This is a genomic window from Mycobacterium sp. URHB0021 (assembly GCF_054057895.1).
Genome location: NZ_JBSRZT010000002.1, coordinates 4,345,625 through 4,367,515 on the forward strand (window position 1 = coordinate 4,345,625; position 21,891 = coordinate 4,367,515).

Sequence of the window (21,891 nt, forward strand, 5' to 3'; positions counted from 1 at the left end):
GCATGATGCCCATCACTCGTGCGGGCCGCCCACGGCTGACGACGAAGCGACGGCCCGGCACCACGGCGCGCGACGAGATCTTGGATGCGGCCGGCGAACTGTTCACCACACTCGGCTATGCCGGCACCTCGACGCGGAGCATCGCCGAGGCGGTCGGGATCCGACAGGCCTCGCTCTACCACTACTTCAGAACCAAGGACGACATCCTGTGCGCGCTGCTGAGCCAGACGGTGACGCCGACACTGTCCTTCATTCCGATCCTGATGGACGCCGAGCCGGCGCTCACGGCGACCGAGCATCTGCATGCGCTGGCGATGTTCGACGGCGGTCAACTGATCAATGGCCGCTGGAACCTCGGTGCGCTGTATCTGCAGCCCGAATTACGCGGGGCCCGACTCGAACAGTTCTGGTCGGACCGCGAGCGGTTGCGGCTTCACTATCTGGCGCTGAGTAAGGTTATCGTGTCCGGGACCGGCGTCGATGAGGCCGCAGGGGACCTGCCGTTCCGCCTGGTCGAGTCGCTCGTGCACATGTGGACCAGCGAGCTGAGCCCCGAACGCGCCGCGTTGCCCGAACACGTCGCCGACGCCTGTATCCGGGTGCTCGGCGTCGCCGACAGCCCGACAACCGTGCTGCGCGTCAGGAGTCGACACGAAATGGCCCGGTACACCGCGGTCACTCAGTAACCTTGTCGCGTGAGCGACGTGACATTTCAGCCGCGCTGGCGGCTGGACATCACCGATGACGGCACGATCGATTTCGACCCCACCACGCAGACGGTCACCAAGATCAAGACAGGTGAAACGTGCTATCTGGGCGACTACCGGGCGTTTGCCTTCCAGAAGCCCCGCTTCGTCTTCGTGCAGAGCAGTCACGCGCCGCCGATCGGAAAGTGGTACGTGACCGACAGGGGTTAGTACTTGCGGTCGCCCTCACTGTCGTCAAAGAACGCCCAGTCGCCGTCATCGGACTTGACTTCCATCCGCCAGCCGAGTTCGGGTTCGGCCTTCTGATCCACGAACCAGGCATGCGCATCATCTGCGCTCTCGATGTCCTTGGTGTCGACGACATCGCCTTGGGGGTTCAACACGCGATAGGTAGCCATGGACACCACATTCCCGGCTTGCCGGGATTCGAATCAGTCGGGCTTGGGCATCGGAATGCCCTCGCTGGCGAAGAACTGGGCGTCCTCTTCCGACGACAGCCCGATCGAGACCACCGACCGGTCGAAGAACGCGTCGGTCAGGTACGCCAATGACACCGCCCACCTGTTGACGAAGCGCGGAATCGCGTACAGGTGATAGGCGCGCGTGACAGCCTTGGCCGGAAAGCCGGACAGCTGGATGTTCAGCGGGTTCGCGACGGCGTAGCGCGGGCCCAGATCGACGACCAGCCCCATGTTGCGGTGCTTGTACGTCTTCTTCTTGCCGTATCCGAGGCTCGCGGCGACGTTGCGGGCCAACACCTTTCCCTGTCGCGTCGCGTGCTGGGCGGTGGGTGGGGTGATCTTGCCGGGCTGGGTGACGTCGGGCACCGCGGCGGCGTCGCCGGCCGAGAACACATCCGGGTGGCCCGGCACCTGCAGGTCGGTCTGCACCTTGAGCCTGCCGCTCTCCGTCGGAAGACCCAGCTTCTCGATGAGGGGTGCGCCGGTGACTCCGGTGACCCACGCGACGGTGTGCGTGTCGATGCGCGAATCATCGCTGAGCACAACGTGATCGGCGTAAACTTCTTTGAGCGTGATTCCGAGCCGGACATCGATGCCGCGCGCCTTCAACACGCGCATCGCCGCGGCGCCGAGCCGCTCTCCCACTTCGGGCATCACCTGCTTGGCGAGATCGAGCAGCACGAAACTGACATCAGCCTTCTCGAAGCCCAGCTGTTCCGCCGCCGCATCGGCGAGTGCGCGGAGTTGCGCGACCAGTTCGGTGCCGGAGTATGACGCACCGACGACGACGATGGACCGTCGCGCCTTGGCCACGGTCGGATCGTCCTCGTTGTTGGCCAGCTCGAGTTGTTCGAGCACGTGGTCGCGGAGGTACAGCGCTTCGGCTGTCGATTTCAGCCCGCGTGCGTGGGTGGCCAGGCCCGGCACATCGAACAGCCGGGTGACCGATCCCGGGGTCAAGACCAGACGATCCCAGGACAGGTCGTGCGCCCGCCCCTCCGGGTCGGTGAACGTCAGGGTGCGACCGTCGAAGTCGACGGCGTCCACTTTGCCGCGAATCGCCCTCACACCGTGAAGCGTGTTGGCGAGCGGGATCGCGACAAAACGGGCGTCGACCACGCCACCTGCCACATCCGGCAGCAGCGGCGTGTACAGCATGTAGTCAACCGGCGAGACGATCATGATCTCGGCCGACGCGTCGTGCTTACGCAGCTTCCGGGCCAAGTGCCGGGCGCACTCGAATCCGGTGAACCCGCTTCCGACGATTACCACAGAGGTCATTGCCACCACTGTAAGCGAACGCTTTCCTACGGGCAGTGCAGCAGTGTTGCGAACTTCATCGCGAGCCACGGTTTGCGGCCGCCGGGCCGGAGCTGACCCCGCAGCACCGGCGACCACTGGGAGATCCGGCCGTAGCCGACCAGGAGGAAGGTGGCCGGGTCGGCGGTGATCGAGCAGTCTGCCCGCCGGCCCGCGGGGGTGACGACGGCGGCGCCGTCGTCGACGGCCAGCCGATAGGCCCCACCGCCGCGCATTCGCAACTCGAAGCTGATGTGCACTCCCGCCGCCCGGTTCGGCCGTAGGTACTGCGGTGCGACGGTCATCACACCGGGAAAGACCAACAGGGCGTCGTCGGCGCTGACCGTCCACGCCAGGGCGGCCGCCCGCGCGATGTCCAGCCCGTGGATGACCTGTTCGCCCAGTAGCAGCGCGGCCATCGTCGACGGGCCGAGGATCAGTCCGTTCGGCGTGGCGATCTCGGCAGCGGTGTCCGCGGTCACCGCTGCGTCCAGATATGCGGCCGCCTGCACCTCGAGCATGTCGGCGAGCCGGTGCAGGTTTCGTTGCGGCACCTCCTCGAGATGGCGCGCGTTGACCCTCGCGCTCAGTTGTGACGGCGCTTCGGTGCACCGATTCGCATGTGTCATGTAGCCATTCGCGTGGCGTGTCAGCGCCTGGGTGTAGTCACGCAGGTCACCGACCACGTGAGCGGCGGTTTCGGCGGCGGTCCACTTCAGGCCCGGCGCGGGAGCGTCCGGCCTGTCCATGTCCCGCCAGAGGGCGGCGCTTCGCGCAACGGCGTGACGCATTGCGTCGAGTGTGCGCCTGTACTCGCGGCGGGTGTCCGCGGCCGGTCCGGTGAGCTGTACGGGTGCGGCTGTCATAGGATGACTATTTCACATAATATGACTATGTCAATAGGCTGTTCTGGTCAGTCGCGAAGGAGAGAGATGTCAGAGCAGCCGGCATCGCTACGCGCCGAACAGGTTGCCCAGACCCGGGCGGCGTTGATCGCGGCCGGCCGCCTGCTTTTCGGCGAGAACGGTTTCCGGGGCACGTCGGTCGAGGACCTGGCCCGCGAAGCCCGCGTCACCACCGGCGCTCTCTACCACCACTTCCCTACCAAGACAGCACTTTTCGAGGCGGTTTTCGTCCGGGCGCACACCGATCTGATGACCGCGTCTGCCGAAGCCGCGCAGGGGGCCTCGGATGGCATCGAGGAGCTGGCCCGCGGCTTCGAGGCATTTCTGGACGGCGTGCTGCAGCCGGACGTGCAACGCATCCTGATCGTCGACGGGCCGGCCGTCCTGGGCTTGGCGCGCTACACCGAGCTGGACGAACGCTATGCGCACGCCGTGATCGTGCATGCGCTGACGGCGGCCGCGGAAGCCGGGACCATCCAGGTCGATGACCCGGAGACCACCACCCGGTTGCTGCTCGGGGCGTTGACGCGCGGTGCGATGCTCATCGCGAACTCCCCCGACCCCGTCGAGACCCGGCACGCCGTAGGCAGGTCGATGCGGGCCCTGGTGTTCAGTTTCACCCACCCCGCTGACTGATCGGAAAGGTTGGCCCATCAGAGGCGATGCGGGATGGTTGGTGCCATGACGCGCCCGGAGCCGCTTCGTCGATTCGATCTGTTCCGGCCGATCGATCTGCTGGCCTCGCTGTGGTCGTCCGCCGCGGTGGCTCCGGTCAGCAGCGGCGCCGCCGCCGCGTACCGAACGTTGTTCATGACCCTGCGCAGGCTGGTGGTGGGACGCCGGCTCACCGTCCGCCTCGACGGCGGCGACCTGACGCTGACGGTCACCGAGTTCGATTCCCGGCTCGACGTGCGTGGGTTGTCGGTCGGCCAGCTCAACGACGTGCGACTCGCTGCGCGCGACCTCGATTGGCACGGAAACCGATTCGACAGTGCCACCGCGGTCCTGCACAATGTGCACTTTCGCCCGGCGGCGCCGCCGGTGCTGGTCGCCGCGCCGGTGGAGCTGACCGTGCAGATTCCCGCCCGGCTCCTCGATGACCTGTTCCTGTGGGCGGCGCCCCGGCTGTCGGGCGGGGTCGGCCCAGACGGGGTGGCCCAGCTCCGGCTGGCCAGGCGGCCGATGATCGGCCATCTGGAGGTCGACGCAGAACTCGACGGCTCGACGCTGCGGCTGAGACCGCGCGGCCTTGTGTTGCGCAAATCACGGTGGACCCTGCCGGGGCGCACGCCGGCGTATCCGGTGCGCCTTCCCGAGCTTCCACACGGTCTTCAGCTGACCGCCATCACGTTTGCTCCCGATATGGTGTGCGTGTCCGGCACGTTGCCCGAGTGGCACCTGGATGTGCCGCCAAAACGTCTGGAGGACATCATCACTCAGCTGAGTGTCGTCGGTGTGCCGCTGAATCTGACTAGGTTGGGTCGCCTCCTGTAATCGCTCGTGACCGGGGCCGGTGAGAATCCACCGAAGTCGTCGGTGATGCTTGTGCGGTGACGGAGCTGGCGCGGTTCCAGGAGGGCCCGGCAACCGTCGTCGTCTCGCGCGACGGCGACGAGCTGGTGTTCCGGTCCCACTATGACGATGACGGCAGGTCGACCGTCTCGGAGTCGCGCATCGCCATCGCGGACTTCATCGCCAAGGGCGAGGGGCCCTGGCCGTGGTTCGACCTGGGTGACAAGCGCGCGGGCGCCCTGCAGGTGTTGGATTCGCTGGGGGTCGAGCACCCGGCGTGGACCGTGCCGCTGGCGCCGGACGTACTCGACCTGTTCGACCGCGCACACCGCGGAAGCTCGTGGGTCATCGAAATGTTGGCCTTCGGGGCCGAACCCGACCCGGTGGACGCCTGCGGCGCCACGCCGCTCTGGTATGGGCTGCGGTCCTTGACGCCGGGCATCCCGCTGGCGCTGATCGACGCCGGCGCGGACGCGGGCCGTCGCATCGCGCTGTCGGCGCGAGGCGAGAAGTTCACCACGATCCTGCACGAGATCGTCCGGCTCGGTCGCACGGTGGCCTTGTCCCACGCGTTGTCCCGCGGGGTGGACCCCTGCTTGCTCGACTCCGATGGTTCCGCACCGTTGCACGCGCTGACCGGCGACCACGACCACGTCAACCGGGAGATCGTGCGCACGCTGGTCGGCGCGGGAGCCTCGGTCGATGCCGAGACGCCGAGCGGCACCCAGCCGATCGAGCTGGCCGCCCGGCAAGTCCTGCCGGCGACGGTCGCCGCGTTGGTCGAACTCGGAGCACAGCCGGACCGCGGACTCGACTCGCTGATGTCTTGGTGGGCGGTGGGCGCACGCCATGTGGCATACCGGGCCGGCGACGTCGCCGACGTGATCGACATCCTGCGGTCCGGTGGGGCCGAGGTCACCGATCGCCACCTCGAGTTCGCCGCAGCCGCCGGTGCGCCGCAGGTGGACGCGGCGCTTCGCCGCTAGAGTCGCCGCTGTGGCGGGCTTCTCGCGATATGTCGCGGTCGGTGACAGCCAGACCGAAGGGCTGTGGGACGGTGACGACACCGCCGGGTTGACGGGATTCGCCGACCGGCTCGCGGCGATGATCGACGCTCACTACCCCGGCCTGGCCTACGCCAACCTCGCGGTACGTGGAAAGCAGATCCGCGACGTCCTCGACGACCAACTGCCCCGCGCCTTGGCGATGGACCCGGACCTCATCACGGTGTGCATCGGGATGAACGACGTCACTCGGCCGGGGCCCCATTTCGACGGCGCCCTGGCAGAGCTGGACGAGCTGCACGCGCGGCTCGGACGATCAGGCGCGACGGTCACTACGACGACCTTTCCCGATCTTGCCCGGATTCTCCCGGTCGGCCGCGTCCTGGTGCCTCGGGTGCTGCGCATCAACGACGCCATCCGGGCTGCGGCGGACCGCCACGGGTTCAGGCTCGTCGACCTCTATCACGCTCCGTCCATGACGGTGCCGGACACGTGGAGCCCCGACCGGGTGCACGGTTCACCGGAGGGACACAGGCGCTTCGCCGAGGCGGCGGCCGAGGCATTGGCTTTGCCTGGCAGCAACCATGATTGGGCCGAAAGCGACGGTGCTACGAGCCGTCAGTCACTGAGGTCGCAGGCCTACTCGCAGGTGTTGTGGACGCAGAACATGCTGATGCCGTGGCTCTGGCGGCACTTTCGAGGACGGTCCAGCGGTGAGGGTCGTGGTCCGCGCCGACCGCGGCTGGAAAGATTGGCGGCTTAGAAGCCGAGCATGCCGAGCGGAATCGGCGAATTGCCGCTCGCGATCGACGACACCGCCGCCGGACAGAACATCTGGATCGCGATTCCGGTGAACATTGTCGCCGGGCCGAGCGACATGCCGCCCGCGTCTGCGACCTTGCCTGCGACGTCGGCGGCCGTCTGACCCGGATCGGCCAGCATCGGACAGACCTGCTGGCCCAGGGCCGCGGCATTGGCCGGATCGATCGATCCGACGCCGGCATTGGACAACGCCGACAGGAACGCGTCGTCAGTCGGGTCGGCCTGGGCGGGCGCGGCCAGCGCCACACCCGTGGCGAGCACGCCTGCCGAGGCGGCCACAGAGATCACGCGTTTGGAAACCACCCCGAGAATCGTACGCTGTCACGATGCCGAGGCACCCCAAGGACCCTGAAAGCCTGAAACCGCACTTCGAGGACGTCCAGGCGCACTATGACCTGTCCGACGAGTTCTTCCGGCTCTTCCTGGACCCGACACAGACCTACAGCTGCGCGTACTTCGAGCGTGACGACATGACGCTGGAAGAGGCGCAGCTCGCCAAGATCGATCTCGCGCTGGGCAAGCTCGGCCTGCAGCCCGGCATGACGCTGCTCGATGTCGGATGCGGCTGGGGCTCGACAATGATGCGCGCGATCGAACGCTACGACGTCAACGTCGTCGGCCTCACGCTCAGCGAAAATCAGAAGGCCCACGTCGATGAACGCTTCGCAGGTTCGCCCAGCACACGCAGCAAACGCGTCCTCCTGCAGGGCTGGGAACAGTTCGACGAACCGGTGGACCGCATCGTGTCGATCGGCGCCTTCGAGCACTTCGGGCACGAGCGGTATCCCGCGTTCTTCGACATGGCCTTCAGCGCACTGCGCGACGACGGAATCATGTTGCTGCACACCATCACCGGTCTGCACCCAACCGAGATGGCCGAGCGTGGCATGCCGCTGTCGTTCGAGTTCGCCCGGTTCGTCAAATTCATCGTCACCGAGATCTTTCCGGGCGGCCGGTTGCCGTCGATTCCGATGGTGACCGAACGCGCCACCGAAGGCGGTTTCACGGTCACTCGAGTGCAGTCACTGCAGCCGCACTACGCCCGCACCCTCGACCTGTGGGCGGCGGCGCTCGAGGCGCACAAGGACGAGGCCGTCAGGATCCAGTCCGACGAGGTCTACGAGCGGTACATGAAATATCTGACTGGATGCGCGAAGATGTTCCGCGTTGGGTACATCGACGTCAACCAGTTCACGCTGGGGAAATAGCCTCGCTCAGATGCCCGTCCACGCGGCATCGAGACGGTCTGCCACATCGATGATCTTGGCCGCTTGCGATTCGGGGCTGTCGATCTCGCCGGACACGTGTGCGGCGATGAACCGCTTGATCTCCGCGTCGATGCCACCGATGATCCGCACCAGCTCGCCCCGCAACGACTTGGACGTGACATGGATCGCGATGTCGGACGACCGCGGCTTCTCGACATCGAGAATCAGCAACAACGGGTCGGCGGCGCGGGCCGTGGCCCGGAGCGCGATCTCGCCGAACACCATGAATTTCGGCTTGTCGATCCGAAGGTCGACAACCATGTCGATCTCGAGGGGGATCCGGATGTCGAAGGTGATCGCCTCGGCCACCTTTCTGGTCACCCGGGGTTCCTGGATCCGCACCCGCGCGGTCACCTTGGCGATCTTGCCCGGCCCCTGACCCATCGGGCCCATCTCGAACGCGTCGCCGGCGATAGCCGCGATCGCCCCGCCGACGCGCTCTTCGGTCACGGCGATCTCGAAGAACTTGCGCCCGAATTCCTCGTAGGTCATGTAGTCGTCGGCGTCCATGGTGCTGTTACCGTCTCACGCCGGCCGACTGAAGCGCGCGACCGCCACCGAATCGGGACGGCTCCGACTACCCGCCGCTGTTCTCCCGGCGAGCCTCGGCGCCGGATTCCCCGACGTCAAGCGCGTCGTCGGAAGCCGTCTGGCCGACATAGGTGCCGTCATCCGCGCCGTCTTTTCCCGCGCGGGAAGCCGCGACATGGTCATCGTCGTCGACATCGGTTTCGGATTCGTCATCGTCCTTGCCGCGGTTCATGAGGGCCGGGCTACCCCGTCGACATCGCGGTGAAACAGCGCTCAGGCCCCTTCGCTGAAGACCCGGACCTGCGTGATCGCGGCGGGCACCGAGGCGCGATCGCCGATATCCCCGATATCGCAGAAGACGACACTGCGCTGTCCGGCGCGCTCGGTGGCCGCCACCAAGCTGTGGCCGGCGCCGATGAGCTTGCGCCACGTCGCCCCGGACAAGTGATTGCGCAAGTCGGACGCTGTGAGCGGAAGGTCGTCACCGCTCGAGATTCGCACGTCGCCGGCCAGCCATCGCCGCATTCCGACCTCGTCGCCGCCACACGCATCCTCCAGAAAGCCCGCGAACAGTTCCTTTCCGCCGCCGCCCATACCGCTGAACCCGCTGAGAAATCCGACGGTCCCCGTGAATCCTTGATCTCTCAGCAACAGCCTGGACAGGCGCAGACCGGCCGGCACCGAGGGAAGGCCACCTCGCAGGAACTCCCCGACCATTGTCGGCAGCTCCCAAAAGGCCGAGAGCGTAGCGATTTCAGCTCTCCTGCGTCGTCCTGCAGGTCGTAGCGGATATATGTCGGGACCCTCATGGTCAGGGCCGATGTCATCTTGACCTCCAGCATCCCGTCTCGGATCACAGTCGGGCCCATCACGATGTCGACTTCGGGGTGGTAGGTGATCTCGCGGGGACCGATGAAGGTGTCGAAGAACCGACCGATTGCGGCTCGTCCCTGGTGAGGCTGCGAACCCACCGGGTCCTCGACCCGCCCGGTCGCCGTGAACAGCCCCACCCACGCGTTGCGGTCACGTGCACCGGCGACCGCCGGCGAGCGCTCGGCGATCGCCAGCATCTCGGCGCCGGTGAATGTCATGAGGTTGCCTACCACCTGGCCCTGCCTTCAGTCGACTACCACGCGACTCACAGGCACACTGTGGTTACCGCATTGCTGCGGCGTACGGCCATGAGGAGGAACCGCAGATGAGCACCAATGGGCCATTCGGATTCGACCCCGACGAGTTCGATCGCGTGGTGCGCGAGGCCGGCGAGGGCCTGCGCGACGCGCTCGACGGCGTCAGCAAGTTCTTCACCACGTCCGGTGAGCGCGCCGGATGGGCGACCGTATTCGATGAGTTCTCGCGCTACTCGCGCGCGAAGAGCCAACCGGAGACGACCGGCGAGAAGGGCGACGGTGTCTGGGCGATCTACACCGTCGACGCCGACGGCGGCGCCCACATCGAGCAGGTCTATCCCACCGAACTCGATGCGCTACGCGCGAACAAGGACAACACCGACACCACGCGCAGGGTGAGGTTCCTGCCGTACGGCATCGCGGTCAGCGTGCTCGACGCTCCTGGCGCGACGTCGGAGTAGATCCTCGCGAACGGAGACCACGGCCGCCGGCGATGCAGCCACTTCCTCGGCGAGCAGGCGCTCCGCGGTTGCGGTCGCGCGGCTCATGTGGTCGGCAGCGCCGCCCCGAGCACGCGTTGAATATCGGGTCTCATCTGCTGAAGCTGCTGACCCCAGTAACCCCAGCTGTGGATACCGTCGGGGAAGTTGAACACGGCGTTGCGCCCACCCGCCGCGACGTAGGCGTCCCGGAAGGCGAAGTTGGAATCGATGGCGAAGCCCTCGAGGAAGCCCAGGCCCGCGATGGGAGCGTCCGGGCTGGCGAGCGCGGGGTCGGTCGCCGTTCCGTTGCCGCAGTAGATCCAGATGCGGGTGCTGTTCGCGGCGAGTCGGCCCGCCTGGACGGTGGGGTCGTTGCGGGCCCAGGCCGGGTCACCTGGCGGGCCCCACATCGCCGCGGGATCGAACCCGCCGTTCCACATCATGGCGATGCCGACCTTGCCCGGCCAGTCTCCGGCCGAGAGGTTCAGGAATCCCGACAACGATCCCGCATAGATGAACTCCTGTGGGTGGTAGGCGGCCAGCACAAGCGCCGATGATCCGCCCATCGACAGGCCCACCACGGCGTTGCCCGTCTGCGGGACGCTCTTGTTGGCCGCCAGCCAGGCGGGCAACTCACTCGTCAGGAAGGTCTCCCACTTGTAGGTGTAGGTGTCGCCGTTGCCGACGGCCGGTGCGTACCAATCGCTGTAGAAGCTCGACTTGCCGCCGACAGGCATGACGATCGACAGGCCCGACTGGTGGTACCAGTCGAAGACCTGGGTGTTGATGTCCCAGCCGTTGAAATCGTCGCCCGCCTCCATGCTGTCGAGCAGATACAGCGCGTGCGCCTCGGGCCCGCCACTCATGAACTCGACCCGGATGTCGCGACCCATCCCCGGCGACGGCACCTCGAAGTACTCGATCGGCAGCCCCGGGCTGGAGAACGCGCCCGCCGTCGCGAATCCGCCTGAGATGCTTGTCAATCCGGGCAACACGGCGGCGGCCGTGGCCGCGACCGCCAGCCGCCTCAGCCAGTTCCACCCCGGAAACGCCATCGCTGCCTCCCACCTCGGCCCCGACCCGGCTTTAGCGGACGATACGCCGGGGATGGGGTTCAGCAGCGGCTTTTGCGAAAGCGGACATTGCTGAGTCAGCGTCGCGTCGACTCACCCGCCGCGCCCCGAAACTGGCGAGCGACAAGACAACCGACATGACGCCCACCGAGCGCATCGCCCGATACGTATACGTCGGCCGAGCGGCTCGCCCGGGACAAGACGATGCTGCCAACCAGTCCCCAACCGGTCGGATACAGCTCGGAACTCCCCCGCCCGGGCACCTTCTGCACGAAAACCGTGAAGGGGCGGTGTCGATCCTGCTGACCAGGGCGTCAGACGGCTGTCGTGTCCGTACCACGCGTGGACGTACGACCTGGTCGGCGTACCGGGCAAGGGGGTCTTCCCCGAAACACGTTCGGACAAGGCGAAATTGACCGAATTGCCCGCCGCAGAGTGCGCCGGTTTTCCTGTGGATCTCGCTCGTGCGCGACGGTGCACAGGGCACGTTCGCGACGATCTCCCGCAGCAACTGCACCGTGTTCGATTCATTCGGCGCGGACCACCGTCCGGTGTCCCGCTCAACGGAATCCTGGATCTCGAGGATGCACCCGAAGAGCAATGGGATCCGCTGACGGGCGCACCGTGCAGCGTTCCGTGGTAGCGGTACGGACCGTCCATGTGCTCGAGCGGAAGGGCATGTGCCGGGGCAGGCACCACTGGCTCTCCGGTCAGGTCGAGGTCGAGCTCGCGCGAGGTCAGGCGATGGCGATCGGGCAGGTAGCGCGCGTCGGCCGGCGGCTTGGCCAATGTGCGCACCGACTCCGGCCATCTCCCGTAGCTGGAGACCTCGGTATCGTCGGCGCACTCGGGATCGGTGTCCGGTGAACTCGTCGTCGATCCCGAAAAGGGTTGCAGCGCATTATGATCGGTGTGGTCGAATTGGCGCCAGATGCTCAGGTCGGCCCCGCTGTCGAGGTTGATGGTGCGCCGGTCGACATGGCCCGTCCGGGGGCTGACCCGCTCGGGCTCCGTTCCCGACGCCAGCGTTCCGGTCATGGCCATGCCCGGTCTGGAAGTGAGAATGGGGTCCTAGAGGGAGCGTGGGGTGCAGACCACCGCGATGGCGGCGTTCTGGGCACTGACGCCGGCGGCGCCGATCCGCTGCGCAAGGCGGGATCGGAGCTCGGCGCGCACGCTCGGCTCGAGGGTCAGGACGTTGGAGTAGGTGCAGACCATGTCGATCCACTCGTCGGTGCTGTAATGCAGCTGCTCCACGACGTGCCACTGCTCGAACGTGAAGCCGGACTCCATGAGCAACGCCCCCAGCCCGTCGTCGCGGACGGCGTCGACCGACGGGCGCTGGGATATGTCGAGCAGACCGGCATATGCGGGGGCCAGTTTCTTCGGGGTCGGAGACGTGGGTCTGATCCGGTTCGACAGCAACACCAGACGACCACCAGGCCGGAGCATCCTGATGACCTTCATCAACGCGATCCGTGGCTCGACCCAGTGGAAGGACTGCGCGAACACGACGAGGTCGAAGAGTCGGCCCGCCGGCGACCAGTCCTCGAATTTCGCCTGCTCGACGAGAAGCTCCTTGCGGGCGGCCACCCGCAGCATGCGCGCGTCGGGTTCGACCGCGAGGACATCCGCTCCCGCCTCGACGAACTGCACTGCCGCGATGCCCGTTCCCGCGCCGACATCCAGAATCCGCATGCCCGGAATGGTCACCAGGTCGGCGATCAGAGACCGGGGATAGCGCGGCCGGTAGCGGTCGTACTCCTCTGCGGCGGAGCCGAACGCCTCGGCCCGACGACGATTGGTATGCGTCTCAGCGTTGATCAGGCGGTCTTCTCCCCCGCGATCCTTCGGCCGGCCGCGTGCCGGGCCGCCACATAACCGAAGATCATCGTGTTGGCGATACTCCCGCCTGCGCCCAGATAGTTCCGGCCCATCACCGTGGCGGTGATGTTACCGGTCGCGTACAGGCCGTCGATGACCTGCACATGCGCGTCGAGAACCTGCCCGTGTTCGTTGGTGATCAAGCCACCGCACGTCCCGGCGCCGGTGGGGCCATTCGCCACCACTCCCTCGAGTTGTTGGGCGATCGCCCAACAGTTAGGCTGCGGCTATGTCTAGCAGCCCCGTTGAGGAGCGGTCAAGGGCTGGCCGGGAGTCAGCGGCTCGTGTCGCGCTGGTCGAGGCGACCGCCCAAATTATGCTTGACGAGGGCTATGCCGCGGCGACGTCTCGCCGGGTGGCGGCCAAGGCGGGGGTCAAGTCGGCGCTCGTGCACTACTACTTCCCGACCATGGACGACCTGTTCGTCGAGGTGGTGCGGACCCGCGCCGAGATGAACCTCCAGCGCCAACGCGAGGCGCTCTCAGACGATGAACCGCTGCACGCGCTGTGGCGGCTCAGCTCCGAGCACGACGCGCGACTCTGGATGGAGATCATGGCGCTGGCCAACCACCGCAAGGCCATCCGCAGCGAGATCGCCGCCTACGCCGACCGCTTCCGCGACGTGGAGGAAAGCGTGGTGACGCTGGCGTTGCGCTCGCACGGCGCCGACATGGCGGCGTTCCCGCCGGTCGTGTTGTCAATGATCGTGGCCATCCTGCCGCGGATGGTGGTGCTCGAGCAGCACCTCGGAATCACCCGCGGCCACGCCGAAGCCACGGCCTTCGTCGAGCAGTATCTGGATCGTTTCGAGCTGCGAAAGGAGAGCCGGGGTGACCCATGACGCAGCCGTACACAGGTCGTGAGGAGCGACACACTTATTTGGGCTAATCTGTTTCGCGATGAGAACTTATACCGGCTAAGTTAAGCGGAACCCAACGGCGGCAAAGCAAAGAAGAGGGCGCGGACATGAGCGGCGGACATCGGGAGCGAAGCAACTAATGCTGAAGGTTGCCAGACGCTCTTGGGTGGTAATAGTCATCGTGCTGGTGGTGTTGCTCGCCGCCTTCTGCGTAGACCGGCTGCGCGAGGTTTTCGGCAGGACGGAGTTGACGCGGCCGGGTGCCGGACTCGTCAACGACCCGGAGCCCTTCAACCCGAAGCGCGTCAAGTACGAGATCTTCGGCACGGGAACGACGGCGACCATCAACTACCTGGATCTGGACGCGCAGCCGCAGAAGGCGGTGAACGCCCCGCTGCCCTGGACGCTCGATTTGACGACGACGGCGCCGGCCGCCAGTCCGAACATCGTGGCGCAGGGCGACGGTGACAGCATCACGTGTCGGATCACGGTCGATGACGTCGTCAAGGACGAGAGGACGACCACCGGCTTGAACGCCCAGACCTTCTGCCTGGTGAAATCGGCATGACCAACACACATGTCGGCGCGCACCCGATGATCCCCCGGTTCATCCGGCTCTTCTCGGTCCCGATCCTGCTCGGCTGGCTGGCGGTCATCGTCGTGGTGAATGTCATCGCACCGCAGCTGGAGAAGGTCGGCGAGGCCCACGCCGTGTCGCTGGCACCCAATGACGCGCCGTCGATGATCGCGATGCAGCGCGTCGGTTCGGACTTCCAGGAATTCGACTCCAACAGTTCGGCGATGATCGTCCTGGAAGGCGATCAACCGCTGGGCGATGCGGCGCACAAGTACTACGACGGCCTGATCGACAAGCTCGAGGCCGACAAGAAGCACGTCGAGCACATCCAGGACTTCTGGGGGGACCCGCTGACCGCGGCGGGGTCCCAGAGCGCCGACAACAAGGCCGCCTACGTTCAGCTTTATCTGGCCGGCAACCAGGGCGAGACCCTGGCCAATGAGTCTGTCGAAGCGGTCCGGGACACGGTGGCCAGCACACCGCCGCCGCCGGGACTGAAGGTCTACGTCACCGGGCCGGCGCCACTCACCAGCGACCAGCAGTCGTCCGGTGACAGGAGCATCAAGCTGATCACGGCGATCACGATCTGCGTCATCTTCGTGATGCTGCTGTTCGTCTACCGCTCCATCGTGACCGTGTTGCTCGTCCTGGTGATGATGTTCCTCGAACTGGCGGCGGCCCGCGGCATCGTCGCAACCCTGGGCTACTACAACATCATCGGGCTGTCGACGTTCGCGGTGAACCTTCTCACCACACTGGCGATCGCGGCTGGAACGGACTACGCGATATTTCTCGTCGGCCGCTATCACGAGGCGCGCGGGGCGGGTGAGGATCGCGAAACCGCCTTCTACACCATGTATCACGGCACCGCGCACGTGATCCTCGGGTCCGGCCTGACCATCGCCGGCGCCACCTTCTGTCTGCACTTCACCCGGCTGCCGTACTTCCAGACCCTGGGCGTACCCCTGGCCGTCGGCATGCTCGTCGCGGTCTTCGCCGCACTTACCCTGGCGCCGGCCATGCTGACCATCTGTAGTCGGTTCGGGCTGTTCGAGCCGAAGCGCAAGATGCAGACGCGCGGCTGGCGCCGTGTCGGTACCGCCGTGGTGCGGTGGCCGGGCCCGATCCTGATCGCCACCATCGCCCTTGCGCTCGTCGGCCTGCTTGCCCTTCCGGGATACAAGCCGAGCTACAACGACCGCGAGTTCCTCCCTGCCGACATCCCCGCCAACCAGGGGTACCAGGCGGCCGACCGGCATTTCCCACAAGCGCGGATGAATCCGGAAATGCTGCTCGTGGAGACGAACCACGATGTCCGCAACTCGGCCGACATGCTGGTTGTCGACCGAATCGCCAAGGCCGTTTTCCACATTCCGGGTATCGGACGGGTGCAGACAATCACCCGGCCGCTGGGCACCCCCATCGAGCACACGTCGATCCCGTTCCAGATCAGCATGAACGGCACCACTCAGCAGATGAACCAGGACTATATGGACAAAGTCATGGCGAACATGCTGACGCAGGCCAACGACATGCAGACAACGATCAACACGATGGAGCGGATGCAGAGCCTGACCCAGCAGATGGCGGACACCACGCACGGCATGGTCCAGAAGATGCACACGATGGTCGTCGACATCCAGGAGTTGCGCGATCACATCGCCGATTTCGATGACTTCTTCCGCCCGCTGCGCAACTACTTCTACTGGGAACCGCACTGCTTCGACATCCCGGTCTGCTGGTCGATCCGTTCGGTGTTCGACACCCTCGACGGCATCGACACGATGACCGACGACATCCAGAGTTTGATGCCTCTGATGGATCGCCTGGACACGCTGATGCCACAGCTCGTCGCCATCATGCCGTCGATGATCGACACGATGCGGAACATGCGGAACATCACGCTGACCATGTATCAGAGCCAAAAGGGTCAGCAGGATCAGATGAAGGCCATGCAGGAGAACTCGACTGCGATGGGCCAGGCCTTCGACGCGTCGAAGAACGACGACTCGTTCTATCTGCCGCCCGAGGTGTTCGACAACCCGGATTTCAAGCGCGGCATGAAGATGTTCGTGTCTCCGGATGGCAAAGCGGTGCGGTTCATCATCTCCCACGAAGGGGATCCCGCCACAGCTGAGGGCATCTCGCACATCGACCAGATCAGGAATGCGGCGTTCGAAGCCATCAAGGGCACCCCTTTGGAGGGCTCCAAGATCTACCTGGCCGGCACCGCGTCCACGTACAAGGACATGAGGGAGGGCTCGAGCTTCGACCTCCTGATCGCCGGGATCGCCTCGCTCTGCTTGATATTCATCATCATGCTGCTGCTCACCCGGGCCGTGGTCGCCGCCGCCGTCATCGTCGGTACGGTGCTGCTCTCGCTGGGCACATCGTTCGGGTTGTCCGTGCTGATCTGGCAGTACATCTTGGGCGCACCTCTGCACTGGATGATCCTCGCGATGTCGGTCATCATCCTGTTGGCGGTGGGTTCGGACTACAACCTGCTGCTGGTGTCGCGGTTCAAGGAAGAGATCCACGCCGGCATCAAGACGGGCATAATCCGGTCAATGGCGGGTACGGGGTCGGTGGTCACGTCGGCCGGCTTGGTGTTCGCGTTCACCATGATGTCGATGGTGGTCAGCGACCTACGGGTGGTCGGCCAGGTGGGTACCACCATCGGTCTCGGCCTGTTGTTCGACACCCTGGTGATCCGGTCGTTCATGACGCCGGCGATCGCGGCGCTCATGGGCAAGTGGTTCTGGTGGCCGCAGACCGTGCGTAACCGACCGGTTCCGGAACCCTGGCCGAAACCGACACGCCACACGGCCGAAACCCCGGTCAGCGTCGGTGCCGGCGCCGGTGGCGGTGGCGGTGGCGGTGGCGGTGGCAATGATCAACACCCAACCGGCCCAATAAGATAGGTGGGTTATGAAGGCAATTGGATTCGCCTCGATCGTATGTGCGGCAATGGCGCCCGCCCTGGTTTTCGCCGCGCCGGCGCAGGCCGACCCCGACTCGGACTTCGCGAGTGAACTGCACACGTACGGCATCTACGGACAGAAGGACTACAACGCCTGGATCGGGAAGATCGTCTGTAAGCGGCTGAACAACGGCCTGGATACGGACGCCTACAAGTCGGCGCAGTTCGTCTCGCTGAACCTGCCCAAAGGCAGCGACACGGAGCAGTCCTGGCAGTTCCTCGGCGCGGCGCTGCGGACCTACTGCCCCGATAAGCTGCCGGTCCTCGAGGCCGCGGCGCGATAGTTAGGAGTCAAAAGTGCTAGTCAAATCGGGTATCGCGGTCGCCGCGTTGAGCGCGGCTGCCATGCTGTCTCCTGCGTCGGCGTCCGCGGATGCCTCCGACGACTATCCGATCCCCAATCGGATACTCAAGACCACCTGCACCGTCGACCAGTACATGGCCGCGGTGCGCGACGTCGAACCGGTCTACTACGAGCGTTACATGACCGACTACAAGAACCGGCCCGCCGATATCCAGCAGGGCGCCCGCGACCGCATCTACTGGTTCTTCTCGTTGGATTACGCCGCACGGCGGCAGTATTCCGAAGACACCGCGACGAACGTCTACTACGAGCAGATGGCCACCCACTGGGGCAACTGGGCCAAGCTGTTCTTCAACAACAAGGGCGTCGCCGCGCACGGCACCGACGTCTGTGCCAACTATCCGGCGAACGACCCAACGGTCTGGAATTGGTGACCGCCCCACGACGGAATCTCAACGACGCGGTAACCCGGTTCTGGGGAGTCGCCGCTCCCCTGTATGACCAGCAGTTCCTCCAGCACTGGGTGTATCGGCCCGCCCAGGACGAGATGATGGCGGTACTCGAGGCCAGCGCCTCACGCCGAGCCGCCGACATCGCTTGTGGCACAGGCATCCTCGCCGATCGGATTCAGCGTGAGGTGCACCTCGACGAGGTGTACGGCGTTGACATGTCCGACGGGATGCTCGCCCAGGCCAGGAGGCGATCGGCGAAGGTGCACTGGCGGAAGGGGCCTGCGGAAAGCCTGCCGTTCGATGACGGTGCCCTGGACGCCGTCGTGACCACCTCGGCGTTTCATTTCTTCAACCAGACCGCTGCCCTGCAAGAGTTCCATCGCGTGCTGGCACCCCGGGGGCTTGCCGCGGTGGCGACTTTGAGCCCGCGCCGGCCATTGCCGATTCAGTGGCTGACGGCCATCCGCCTCAACCCGTCGCACAACCCCTCCCCTGCGGCGATGCGGTCGATGTTCGAGGCCGCCGGCTTCGTCGTCGACGAGCAGCATCGGGTGCGCCGACCGGCCTGAACCCGACTGGTATCGGATCTGATCACCATCGGCATCAAGTCCGAGATGTGACATCTCGGGGTCGGTGGGCGACATATCAGCATGAACCCCCTGACCGCACGCATCCTCGGAGCCATCGTGGCGACGGCCGGTGCGCTGCCGATCGCACTGATCGACCTGCCCATCGCCGGCGCCGCCCCGTGCCCGGATGTTGAGGTCGTCTTCGCACGCGGCACCACGGAGCCACCCGGCCTAGGCGGGGTGGGTCAGGCGTTCGTCGACTCGCTGCGGTCCCGACTGGTCGCCCGTTCGGTCGGGGTATACGCGGTTAACTATCCGGCCAGCAACGATTTCGAGACCAGCACGCCCGCCGGCGCCGACGATGCGAGCAGCCATATTCAGTGGATGGCGGCGAACTGCCCGACCACCAGGATGGTGCTCGGCGGATACTCGCAGGGCGCGGCGGTGATCGATCTGTCGACCACAGCCATGCCTGCTCAGATCGCCGATCACGTCGCGGCGGCCGCCCTCTTCGGGGCTCCCAAGAGTAGTTTCGCCGACTCGCTGGCCACCGGGCCGCTGCCCTCGATCGGGCCGCCGTACGCCGGCAAGACCATCGACCTGTGCGTTCCCAACGACCCGATCTGCTCGGAAGGCCGGGACATGGGGGCGCATGTCGCCTATGTTCGGACGAGCATGACCGAACAGGCCGCGGCCTTCGCTGCAGGCCGGCTTTGAAGGTGCCGACGACCCTTCGGATGGTTGGACTAGCAAAGGTCGGGGTACCAGTGGAAAACTGAACCGCGCTCCCGCCCTCCCGAGGATTTTGCCCATGAATGTTCGCCGTATCGCCCGTTTCCTAGGTGCCCTGCTCTTGACGAGCTGGGCACTGTTGCTAGGCGCCGCAGCCCCGTCCGCTTTGGCTGATCCGTGCCCCGACGTTGAGGTGGTGTTCGCGCGAGGCACTGGCGAGGCCCAGGGCGTCGGCGGGATCGGCCAGGCATTCGTCGATGAGGTGCGCTCTCAAGTCGGCGACAGGACGGTAGCTGTCTACCCGGTCAACTACGCGGCCAGCAGCGATTTCGGCGACCGCATTCAGTTCGCGACCAGCGTCATCGACGGCATCAGGGATGCGGGCACACATCTCGAATCCACCGCGGCCAACTGTCCCAACACCAGGATGGTGCTCGGTGGGTTCTCTCAGGGCGCGGCCGTCGCGGGCTACGTCACCGCAGCCGTGGTGCCGGACGGGATTCCGGCCGAGTTCAGGGCCTTCGTTCCCAATCCGATGCCGCCGGAGGTCGCCGACCACGTCGCCGCGGTGGCATTGTTCGGGAAGCCGTCGGCGCAGTGGCTAGGGGACGTCGGTGCGCCACCGATCGTCATCGGCCCGCTGTATGTGCCCAAGACGACCGATCTGTGCATCCCCGACGACACCATCTGTAACGGCGCCGGGGTCGGTCCCCCCAACTTCGCGCACACGCTCTATGCGGCGAACGGGCTGACCGCGCAGGCGGCCACCTTCGCTGCCGAGCGCCTCCAGCCGGTGACTCCCGCCGCTTAGGACGCGCTACTCGCCAGCTGCGGCGCGGGCGAGCTGTCCGTGCTCATCACGCGGTTGATCGCGGTGCTGACGCTGTGCGACGCGTCCTGGAGCAGCATGTGCCCGGCGGTGGGAATGTGCAGATGGGTGGCGCCCGGTATGGCCGCGGCCAGGTCGCGGGCGTGATCGGCCGGCGTCAGCATGTCCGCCCCGCCGCTGAGCACGACCGTGTTGGCGGCAATGGACGCAAGCGTGTCGTACTCGTCGTAGCGCTTCAGGCTCGGAAGGAAGCCGGCCGCGGTGCTCATCGACGTTGTGCGGACCGCGACCGCAGCGACGGCGGCCAACGCGCTCCGCTGCGCGCCCGTGCCCGGATATCTGCTCAGAGCGGCGGACAGTGGCTTCGCCAGCGCGTGCACGGCCTGGTCGGTAACGCCCCGAGGCATCCGGTCGATGAGCCCGAACAAGATTCCGGTCGCCGGTGTGGCCAGAAAGCGCCCGATGCCCCGCTCGGCGATCTTGCCCGCCGCGGTGGCGACGAGGACGAGGCCGTGGGGATCCACCGGCCGGTCGGCAGCGGGACGCCCCAGATAGGCCAGCGCCGTCATGCCGCCCATCGAGTGTCCCGCCAGGGTCATTGGGCCTGCGACTTCCAGCGCCGTCAGTACCTCGGCGAGATCGGCGGCGAGACGCTCGATCCGGTAGGTGTGCATGCCTGCGCCACCCGAGCTGCCGTGGCCACGGTGGTCATAGGTGACAACTCGAACGGAGTTGCCCCACCGGTTCCGTAGCGCGCCGATCTGCGCGGCCCAGCTGTCTTGCGTCAGGCAAAGGCCGTGCAGCAGAACGACGGTATGCCTGCGGGTGCCGGCAGCGGCGTAGTCGCGGACTGCCAATTGCACGCCGTCATCGGTCGTCACCGTCCGCTCGACATAGCCGTCCCGCTTGGCATTCAGTCGCTGCGGCGACGTGGTCGGACGGTACGTCGCAGGTGCGGCCAACATCGTGTTCTCCTCGGTCTGTGGCGATACCGGGAAGGTTCCGGCATCTCGTTGTGCTCGAAGTTACGGAGCGCCGCCGACCGTGGCTCGCTTGTACTCACAAGCCGTTTAACAGGCGTTTTTCGGGTTTTGCGCATTGTGCTCGCCGTCGGCTGGCTACCAGCCGGCCATGGCGCGAGAGATCGCACGCCGGGCCCTCCTCCGGGGCGCACTCGGCGCGGTCGCCGCCGGATTGGTGGGTCGTGTCGATCGGCAGCGGATTCGCCTGCGCCTGCCCCATCGCGGACATCGCCTGCCGTCTCTGGGCCGCACGGGTGCGCCAGCCTCGTCGACGCCGTCGACGGAACGGTTGTGCTGCCGTCGAATGACCAATACGCCTCCGCCAAGGCGGTTTTCAACGCACGCTTCGCCGCCGAATCCAGATCGGGTCACGTAGTGGTGGACACTTGCACATCGGTGCTGCAACGGCGAGTGGCGCAATGGTCATCGACCTGCGCCAGTTGCCGCGGGGGCTCTCGCGACGAGGACCCGGCCACCACCGCGTTTCGG

27 protein-coding genes and 3 pseudogenes are annotated in these 21,891 nt (G+C 66.1%); 17 read left to right on the plus strand and 13 right to left on the minus strand.

Features of this window, described 5'->3' with window-relative positions:
- Positions 1–5 precede the first annotated feature (5 nt).
- Both ACVWWN_RS23735 and ACVWWN_RS23740 read left to right on the plus strand, forming a co-directional pair.
- Positions 6–686: a TetR/AcrR family transcriptional regulator gene (locus ACVWWN_RS23735; protein WP_457146035.1), complete on the plus strand. Its 681-nt coding sequence runs from the start codon at positions 6–8 to the stop codon at positions 684–686.
- 9 nt (positions 687–695) lie between these two features.
- Positions 696–917 (plus strand): hypothetical protein, encoded by a 222-nt coding sequence (locus ACVWWN_RS23740; protein ID WP_457146036.1) that lies wholly within the window; start codon positions 696–698, stop codon positions 915–917.
- Here ACVWWN_RS23740 and ACVWWN_RS23745 read toward each other — a convergent pair.
- The 3 genes from ACVWWN_RS23745 to ACVWWN_RS23755 are packed head-to-tail and all read right to left on the minus strand — an operon-like array spanning position 914 to position 3,333.
- Positions 914–1,105 carry a hypothetical protein gene (locus ACVWWN_RS23745; RefSeq protein ID WP_457146037.1) on the minus strand — a complete coding sequence of 64 codons (192 nt, stop codon included), beginning with the start codon at positions 1,103–1,105 and terminating at the stop codon, positions 914–916. The two genes, ACVWWN_RS23740 and ACVWWN_RS23745, sit on opposite strands and share 4 nt — an antisense overlap.
- 33 nt (positions 1,106–1,138) lie before the next feature.
- Positions 1,139–2,449, minus strand: coding sequence for an NAD(P)/FAD-dependent oxidoreductase (locus ACVWWN_RS23750; protein ID WP_457146038.1), 1,311 nt, complete (start codon positions 2,447–2,449; stop codon positions 1,139–1,141).
- Positions 2,450–2,475: 26 nt separating this feature from the next.
- A complete protein-coding gene (locus ACVWWN_RS23755) occupies positions 2,476–3,333 on the minus strand; it encodes a hypothetical protein (protein WP_457146039.1) in 858 nt (285 codons plus the stop codon).
- Positions 3,334–3,399: 66 nt separating this feature from the next.
- On the opposite strand from ACVWWN_RS23755, the gene ACVWWN_RS23760 reads away from it, so the two are divergent.
- From ACVWWN_RS23760 to ACVWWN_RS23775, 4 genes are read left to right on the plus strand one after another with little or no spacing between them, the layout of a single operon-like run.
- Positions 3,400–4,008, plus strand: coding sequence for a TetR/AcrR family transcriptional regulator (locus tag ACVWWN_RS23760; protein ID WP_457146040.1), 609 nt, complete (start codon positions 3,400–3,402; stop codon positions 4,006–4,008).
- Between the two features lie 45 nt (positions 4,009–4,053).
- Positions 4,054–4,866: a hypothetical protein gene (locus tag ACVWWN_RS23765; protein WP_457146041.1), complete on the plus strand. Its 813-nt coding sequence runs from the start codon at positions 4,054–4,056 to the stop codon at positions 4,864–4,866.
- Positions 4,867–4,922: 56 nt separating this feature from the next.
- Complete coding sequence (locus tag ACVWWN_RS23770) at positions 4,923–5,870, plus strand: ankyrin repeat domain-containing protein (RefSeq protein WP_457146042.1); 948 nt, start codon at positions 4,923–4,925, stop codon at positions 5,868–5,870.
- Positions 5,871–5,880: 10 nt separating this feature from the next.
- The gene (locus tag ACVWWN_RS23775) at positions 5,881–6,651 is read left to right on the plus strand and encodes an SGNH/GDSL hydrolase family protein (protein WP_457146043.1); all 771 of its coding nucleotides are present in this window, start codon (positions 5,881–5,883) and stop codon (positions 6,649–6,651) included.
- Here ACVWWN_RS23775 and ACVWWN_RS23780 read toward each other — a convergent pair.
- Entirely contained in the window at positions 6,648–7,013 is a 366-nt protein-coding gene (locus ACVWWN_RS23780; protein ID WP_457146044.1) for a DUF732 domain-containing protein, read from the minus strand. The genes ACVWWN_RS23775 and ACVWWN_RS23780 overlap by 4 nt on opposite strands.
- A 23-nt stretch (positions 7,014–7,036) precedes the next feature.
- On the opposite strand from ACVWWN_RS23780, the gene cmaA1 reads away from it, so the two are divergent.
- Positions 7,037–7,918 (plus strand): cyclopropane mycolic acid synthase CmaA1, encoded by an 882-nt coding sequence (gene cmaA1, locus ACVWWN_RS23785; protein ID WP_457146045.1) that lies wholly within the window; start codon positions 7,037–7,039, stop codon positions 7,916–7,918.
- A gap of 6 nt (positions 7,919–7,924) precedes the next feature.
- Here cmaA1 and ACVWWN_RS23790 read toward each other — a convergent pair whose 3' ends face one another.
- From ACVWWN_RS23790 to ACVWWN_RS23805, 4 genes are all read right to left on the minus strand, one after another.
- A complete protein-coding gene (locus ACVWWN_RS23790; RefSeq protein WP_457146046.1) occupies positions 7,925–8,488 on the minus strand; it encodes a hypothetical protein in 564 nt (187 codons plus the stop codon).
- A gap of 67 nt (positions 8,489–8,555) precedes the next feature.
- The gene (locus tag ACVWWN_RS23795; protein ID WP_457146047.1) at positions 8,556–8,741 is read right to left on the minus strand and encodes a hypothetical protein; all 186 of its coding nucleotides are present in this window, start codon (positions 8,739–8,741) and stop codon (positions 8,556–8,558) included.
- A gap of 41 nt (positions 8,742–8,782) precedes the next feature.
- A complete protein-coding gene (locus ACVWWN_RS23800) occupies positions 8,783–9,190 on the minus strand; it encodes a hypothetical protein (protein WP_457146048.1) in 408 nt (135 codons plus the stop codon).
- A complete protein-coding gene (locus ACVWWN_RS23805; RefSeq protein WP_457146049.1) occupies positions 9,154–9,600 on the minus strand; it encodes a ketosteroid isomerase family protein in 447 nt (148 codons plus the stop codon). Before ACVWWN_RS23805 ends, ACVWWN_RS23800 begins: the two co-directional genes overlap by 37 nt.
- Before the next feature lie 107 nt (positions 9,601–9,707).
- On the opposite strand from ACVWWN_RS23805, the gene ACVWWN_RS23810 reads away from it, so the two are divergent.
- Positions 9,708–10,100, plus strand: a complete 393-nt coding sequence (locus ACVWWN_RS23810) for a hypothetical protein (protein ID WP_457146050.1) — start codon at positions 9,708–9,710, stop codon at positions 10,098–10,100.
- Between the two features lie 83 nt (positions 10,101–10,183).
- On the opposite strand, the gene ACVWWN_RS23815 is transcribed toward ACVWWN_RS23810, so the two are convergent.
- Positions 10,184–11,176 (minus strand): esterase family protein, encoded by a 993-nt coding sequence (locus ACVWWN_RS23815; RefSeq protein ID WP_457146051.1) that lies wholly within the window; start codon positions 11,174–11,176, stop codon positions 10,184–10,186.
- 86 nt (positions 11,177–11,262) lie between these two features.
- On the opposite strand from ACVWWN_RS23815, the pseudogene ACVWWN_RS23820 reads away from it, so the two are divergent.
- A pseudogene (locus ACVWWN_RS23820) lies at positions 11,263–11,585 on the plus strand (aromatic ring-hydroxylating dioxygenase subunit alpha); the annotation flags it as partial.
- A 218-nt stretch (positions 11,586–11,803) separates the two neighbouring features.
- On the opposite strand, the pseudogene ACVWWN_RS23825 reads toward ACVWWN_RS23820, so the two are convergent.
- The 3 genes and pseudogenes from ACVWWN_RS23825 to ACVWWN_RS23835 all read right to left on the minus strand — a co-directional run.
- Positions 11,804–12,260 (minus strand): annotated as a pseudogene (locus ACVWWN_RS23825) (secreted hydrolase); the annotation flags it as partial.
- 5 nt (positions 12,261–12,265) lie between these two features.
- Positions 12,266–13,021, minus strand: coding sequence for a class I SAM-dependent methyltransferase (locus ACVWWN_RS23830; RefSeq protein ID WP_457149251.1), 756 nt, complete (start codon positions 13,019–13,021; stop codon positions 12,266–12,268).
- Positions 13,018–13,248: pseudogene (locus ACVWWN_RS23835) on the minus strand (FAD-binding protein); the annotation flags it as partial. The pseudogene ACVWWN_RS23835 and the gene ACVWWN_RS23830, both read right to left, overlap by 4 nt.
- Positions 13,249–13,307: 59 nt before the next feature.
- Here ACVWWN_RS23835 and ACVWWN_RS23840 point away from each other — a divergent pair.
- The 8 genes from ACVWWN_RS23840 to ACVWWN_RS23875 all read left to right on the plus strand — a co-directional run bounded on the left by ACVWWN_RS23840 (position 13,308) and on the right by ACVWWN_RS23875 (position 20,362).
- The gene (locus ACVWWN_RS23840) at positions 13,308–13,919 is read left to right on the plus strand and encodes a TetR/AcrR family transcriptional regulator (RefSeq protein WP_457146052.1); all 612 of its coding nucleotides are present in this window, start codon (positions 13,308–13,310) and stop codon (positions 13,917–13,919) included.
- A 157-nt stretch (positions 13,920–14,076) separates the two neighbouring features.
- On the plus strand, positions 14,077–14,505 hold the full coding sequence (locus tag ACVWWN_RS23845; RefSeq protein WP_457146053.1) for an MmpS family transport accessory protein: 429 nt from the start codon (positions 14,077–14,079) through the stop codon (positions 14,503–14,505).
- Complete coding sequence (locus tag ACVWWN_RS23850; RefSeq protein ID WP_457146054.1) at positions 14,502–17,435, plus strand: MMPL/RND family transporter; 2,934 nt, start codon at positions 14,502–14,504, stop codon at positions 17,433–17,435. The genes ACVWWN_RS23845 and ACVWWN_RS23850 overlap by 4 nt, the downstream gene beginning before the upstream one ends.
- A 7-nt stretch (positions 17,436–17,442) precedes the next feature.
- Positions 17,443–17,778 (plus strand): DUF732 domain-containing protein, encoded by a 336-nt coding sequence (locus ACVWWN_RS23855; RefSeq protein ID WP_457146055.1) that lies wholly within the window; start codon positions 17,443–17,445, stop codon positions 17,776–17,778.
- 61 nt (positions 17,779–17,839) lie between these two features.
- Positions 17,840–18,232 (plus strand): DUF5078 domain-containing protein, encoded by a 393-nt coding sequence (locus ACVWWN_RS23860; protein ID WP_457149252.1) that lies wholly within the window; start codon positions 17,840–17,842, stop codon positions 18,230–18,232.
- A complete protein-coding gene (locus ACVWWN_RS23865; protein WP_457146056.1) occupies positions 18,226–18,819 on the plus strand; it encodes a class I SAM-dependent methyltransferase in 594 nt (197 codons plus the stop codon). Before ACVWWN_RS23860 ends, ACVWWN_RS23865 begins: the two co-directional genes overlap by 7 nt.
- An 81-nt stretch (positions 18,820–18,900) precedes the next feature.
- Complete coding sequence (locus ACVWWN_RS23870; RefSeq protein ID WP_457146057.1) at positions 18,901–19,536, plus strand: cutinase family protein; 636 nt, start codon at positions 18,901–18,903, stop codon at positions 19,534–19,536.
- A 94-nt stretch (positions 19,537–19,630) separates the two neighbouring features.
- Entirely contained in the window at positions 19,631–20,362 is a 732-nt protein-coding gene (locus ACVWWN_RS23875) for a cutinase family protein (RefSeq protein ID WP_457146058.1), read from the plus strand.
- Here the strand turns inward: ACVWWN_RS23875 and ACVWWN_RS23880 are convergent.
- Entirely contained in the window at positions 20,359–21,345 is a 987-nt protein-coding gene (locus tag ACVWWN_RS23880) for an alpha/beta fold hydrolase (protein WP_457146059.1), read from the minus strand. The genes ACVWWN_RS23875 and ACVWWN_RS23880 overlap by 4 nt on opposite strands.
- Between the last annotated feature and the right edge of the window lie 546 nt (positions 21,346–21,891).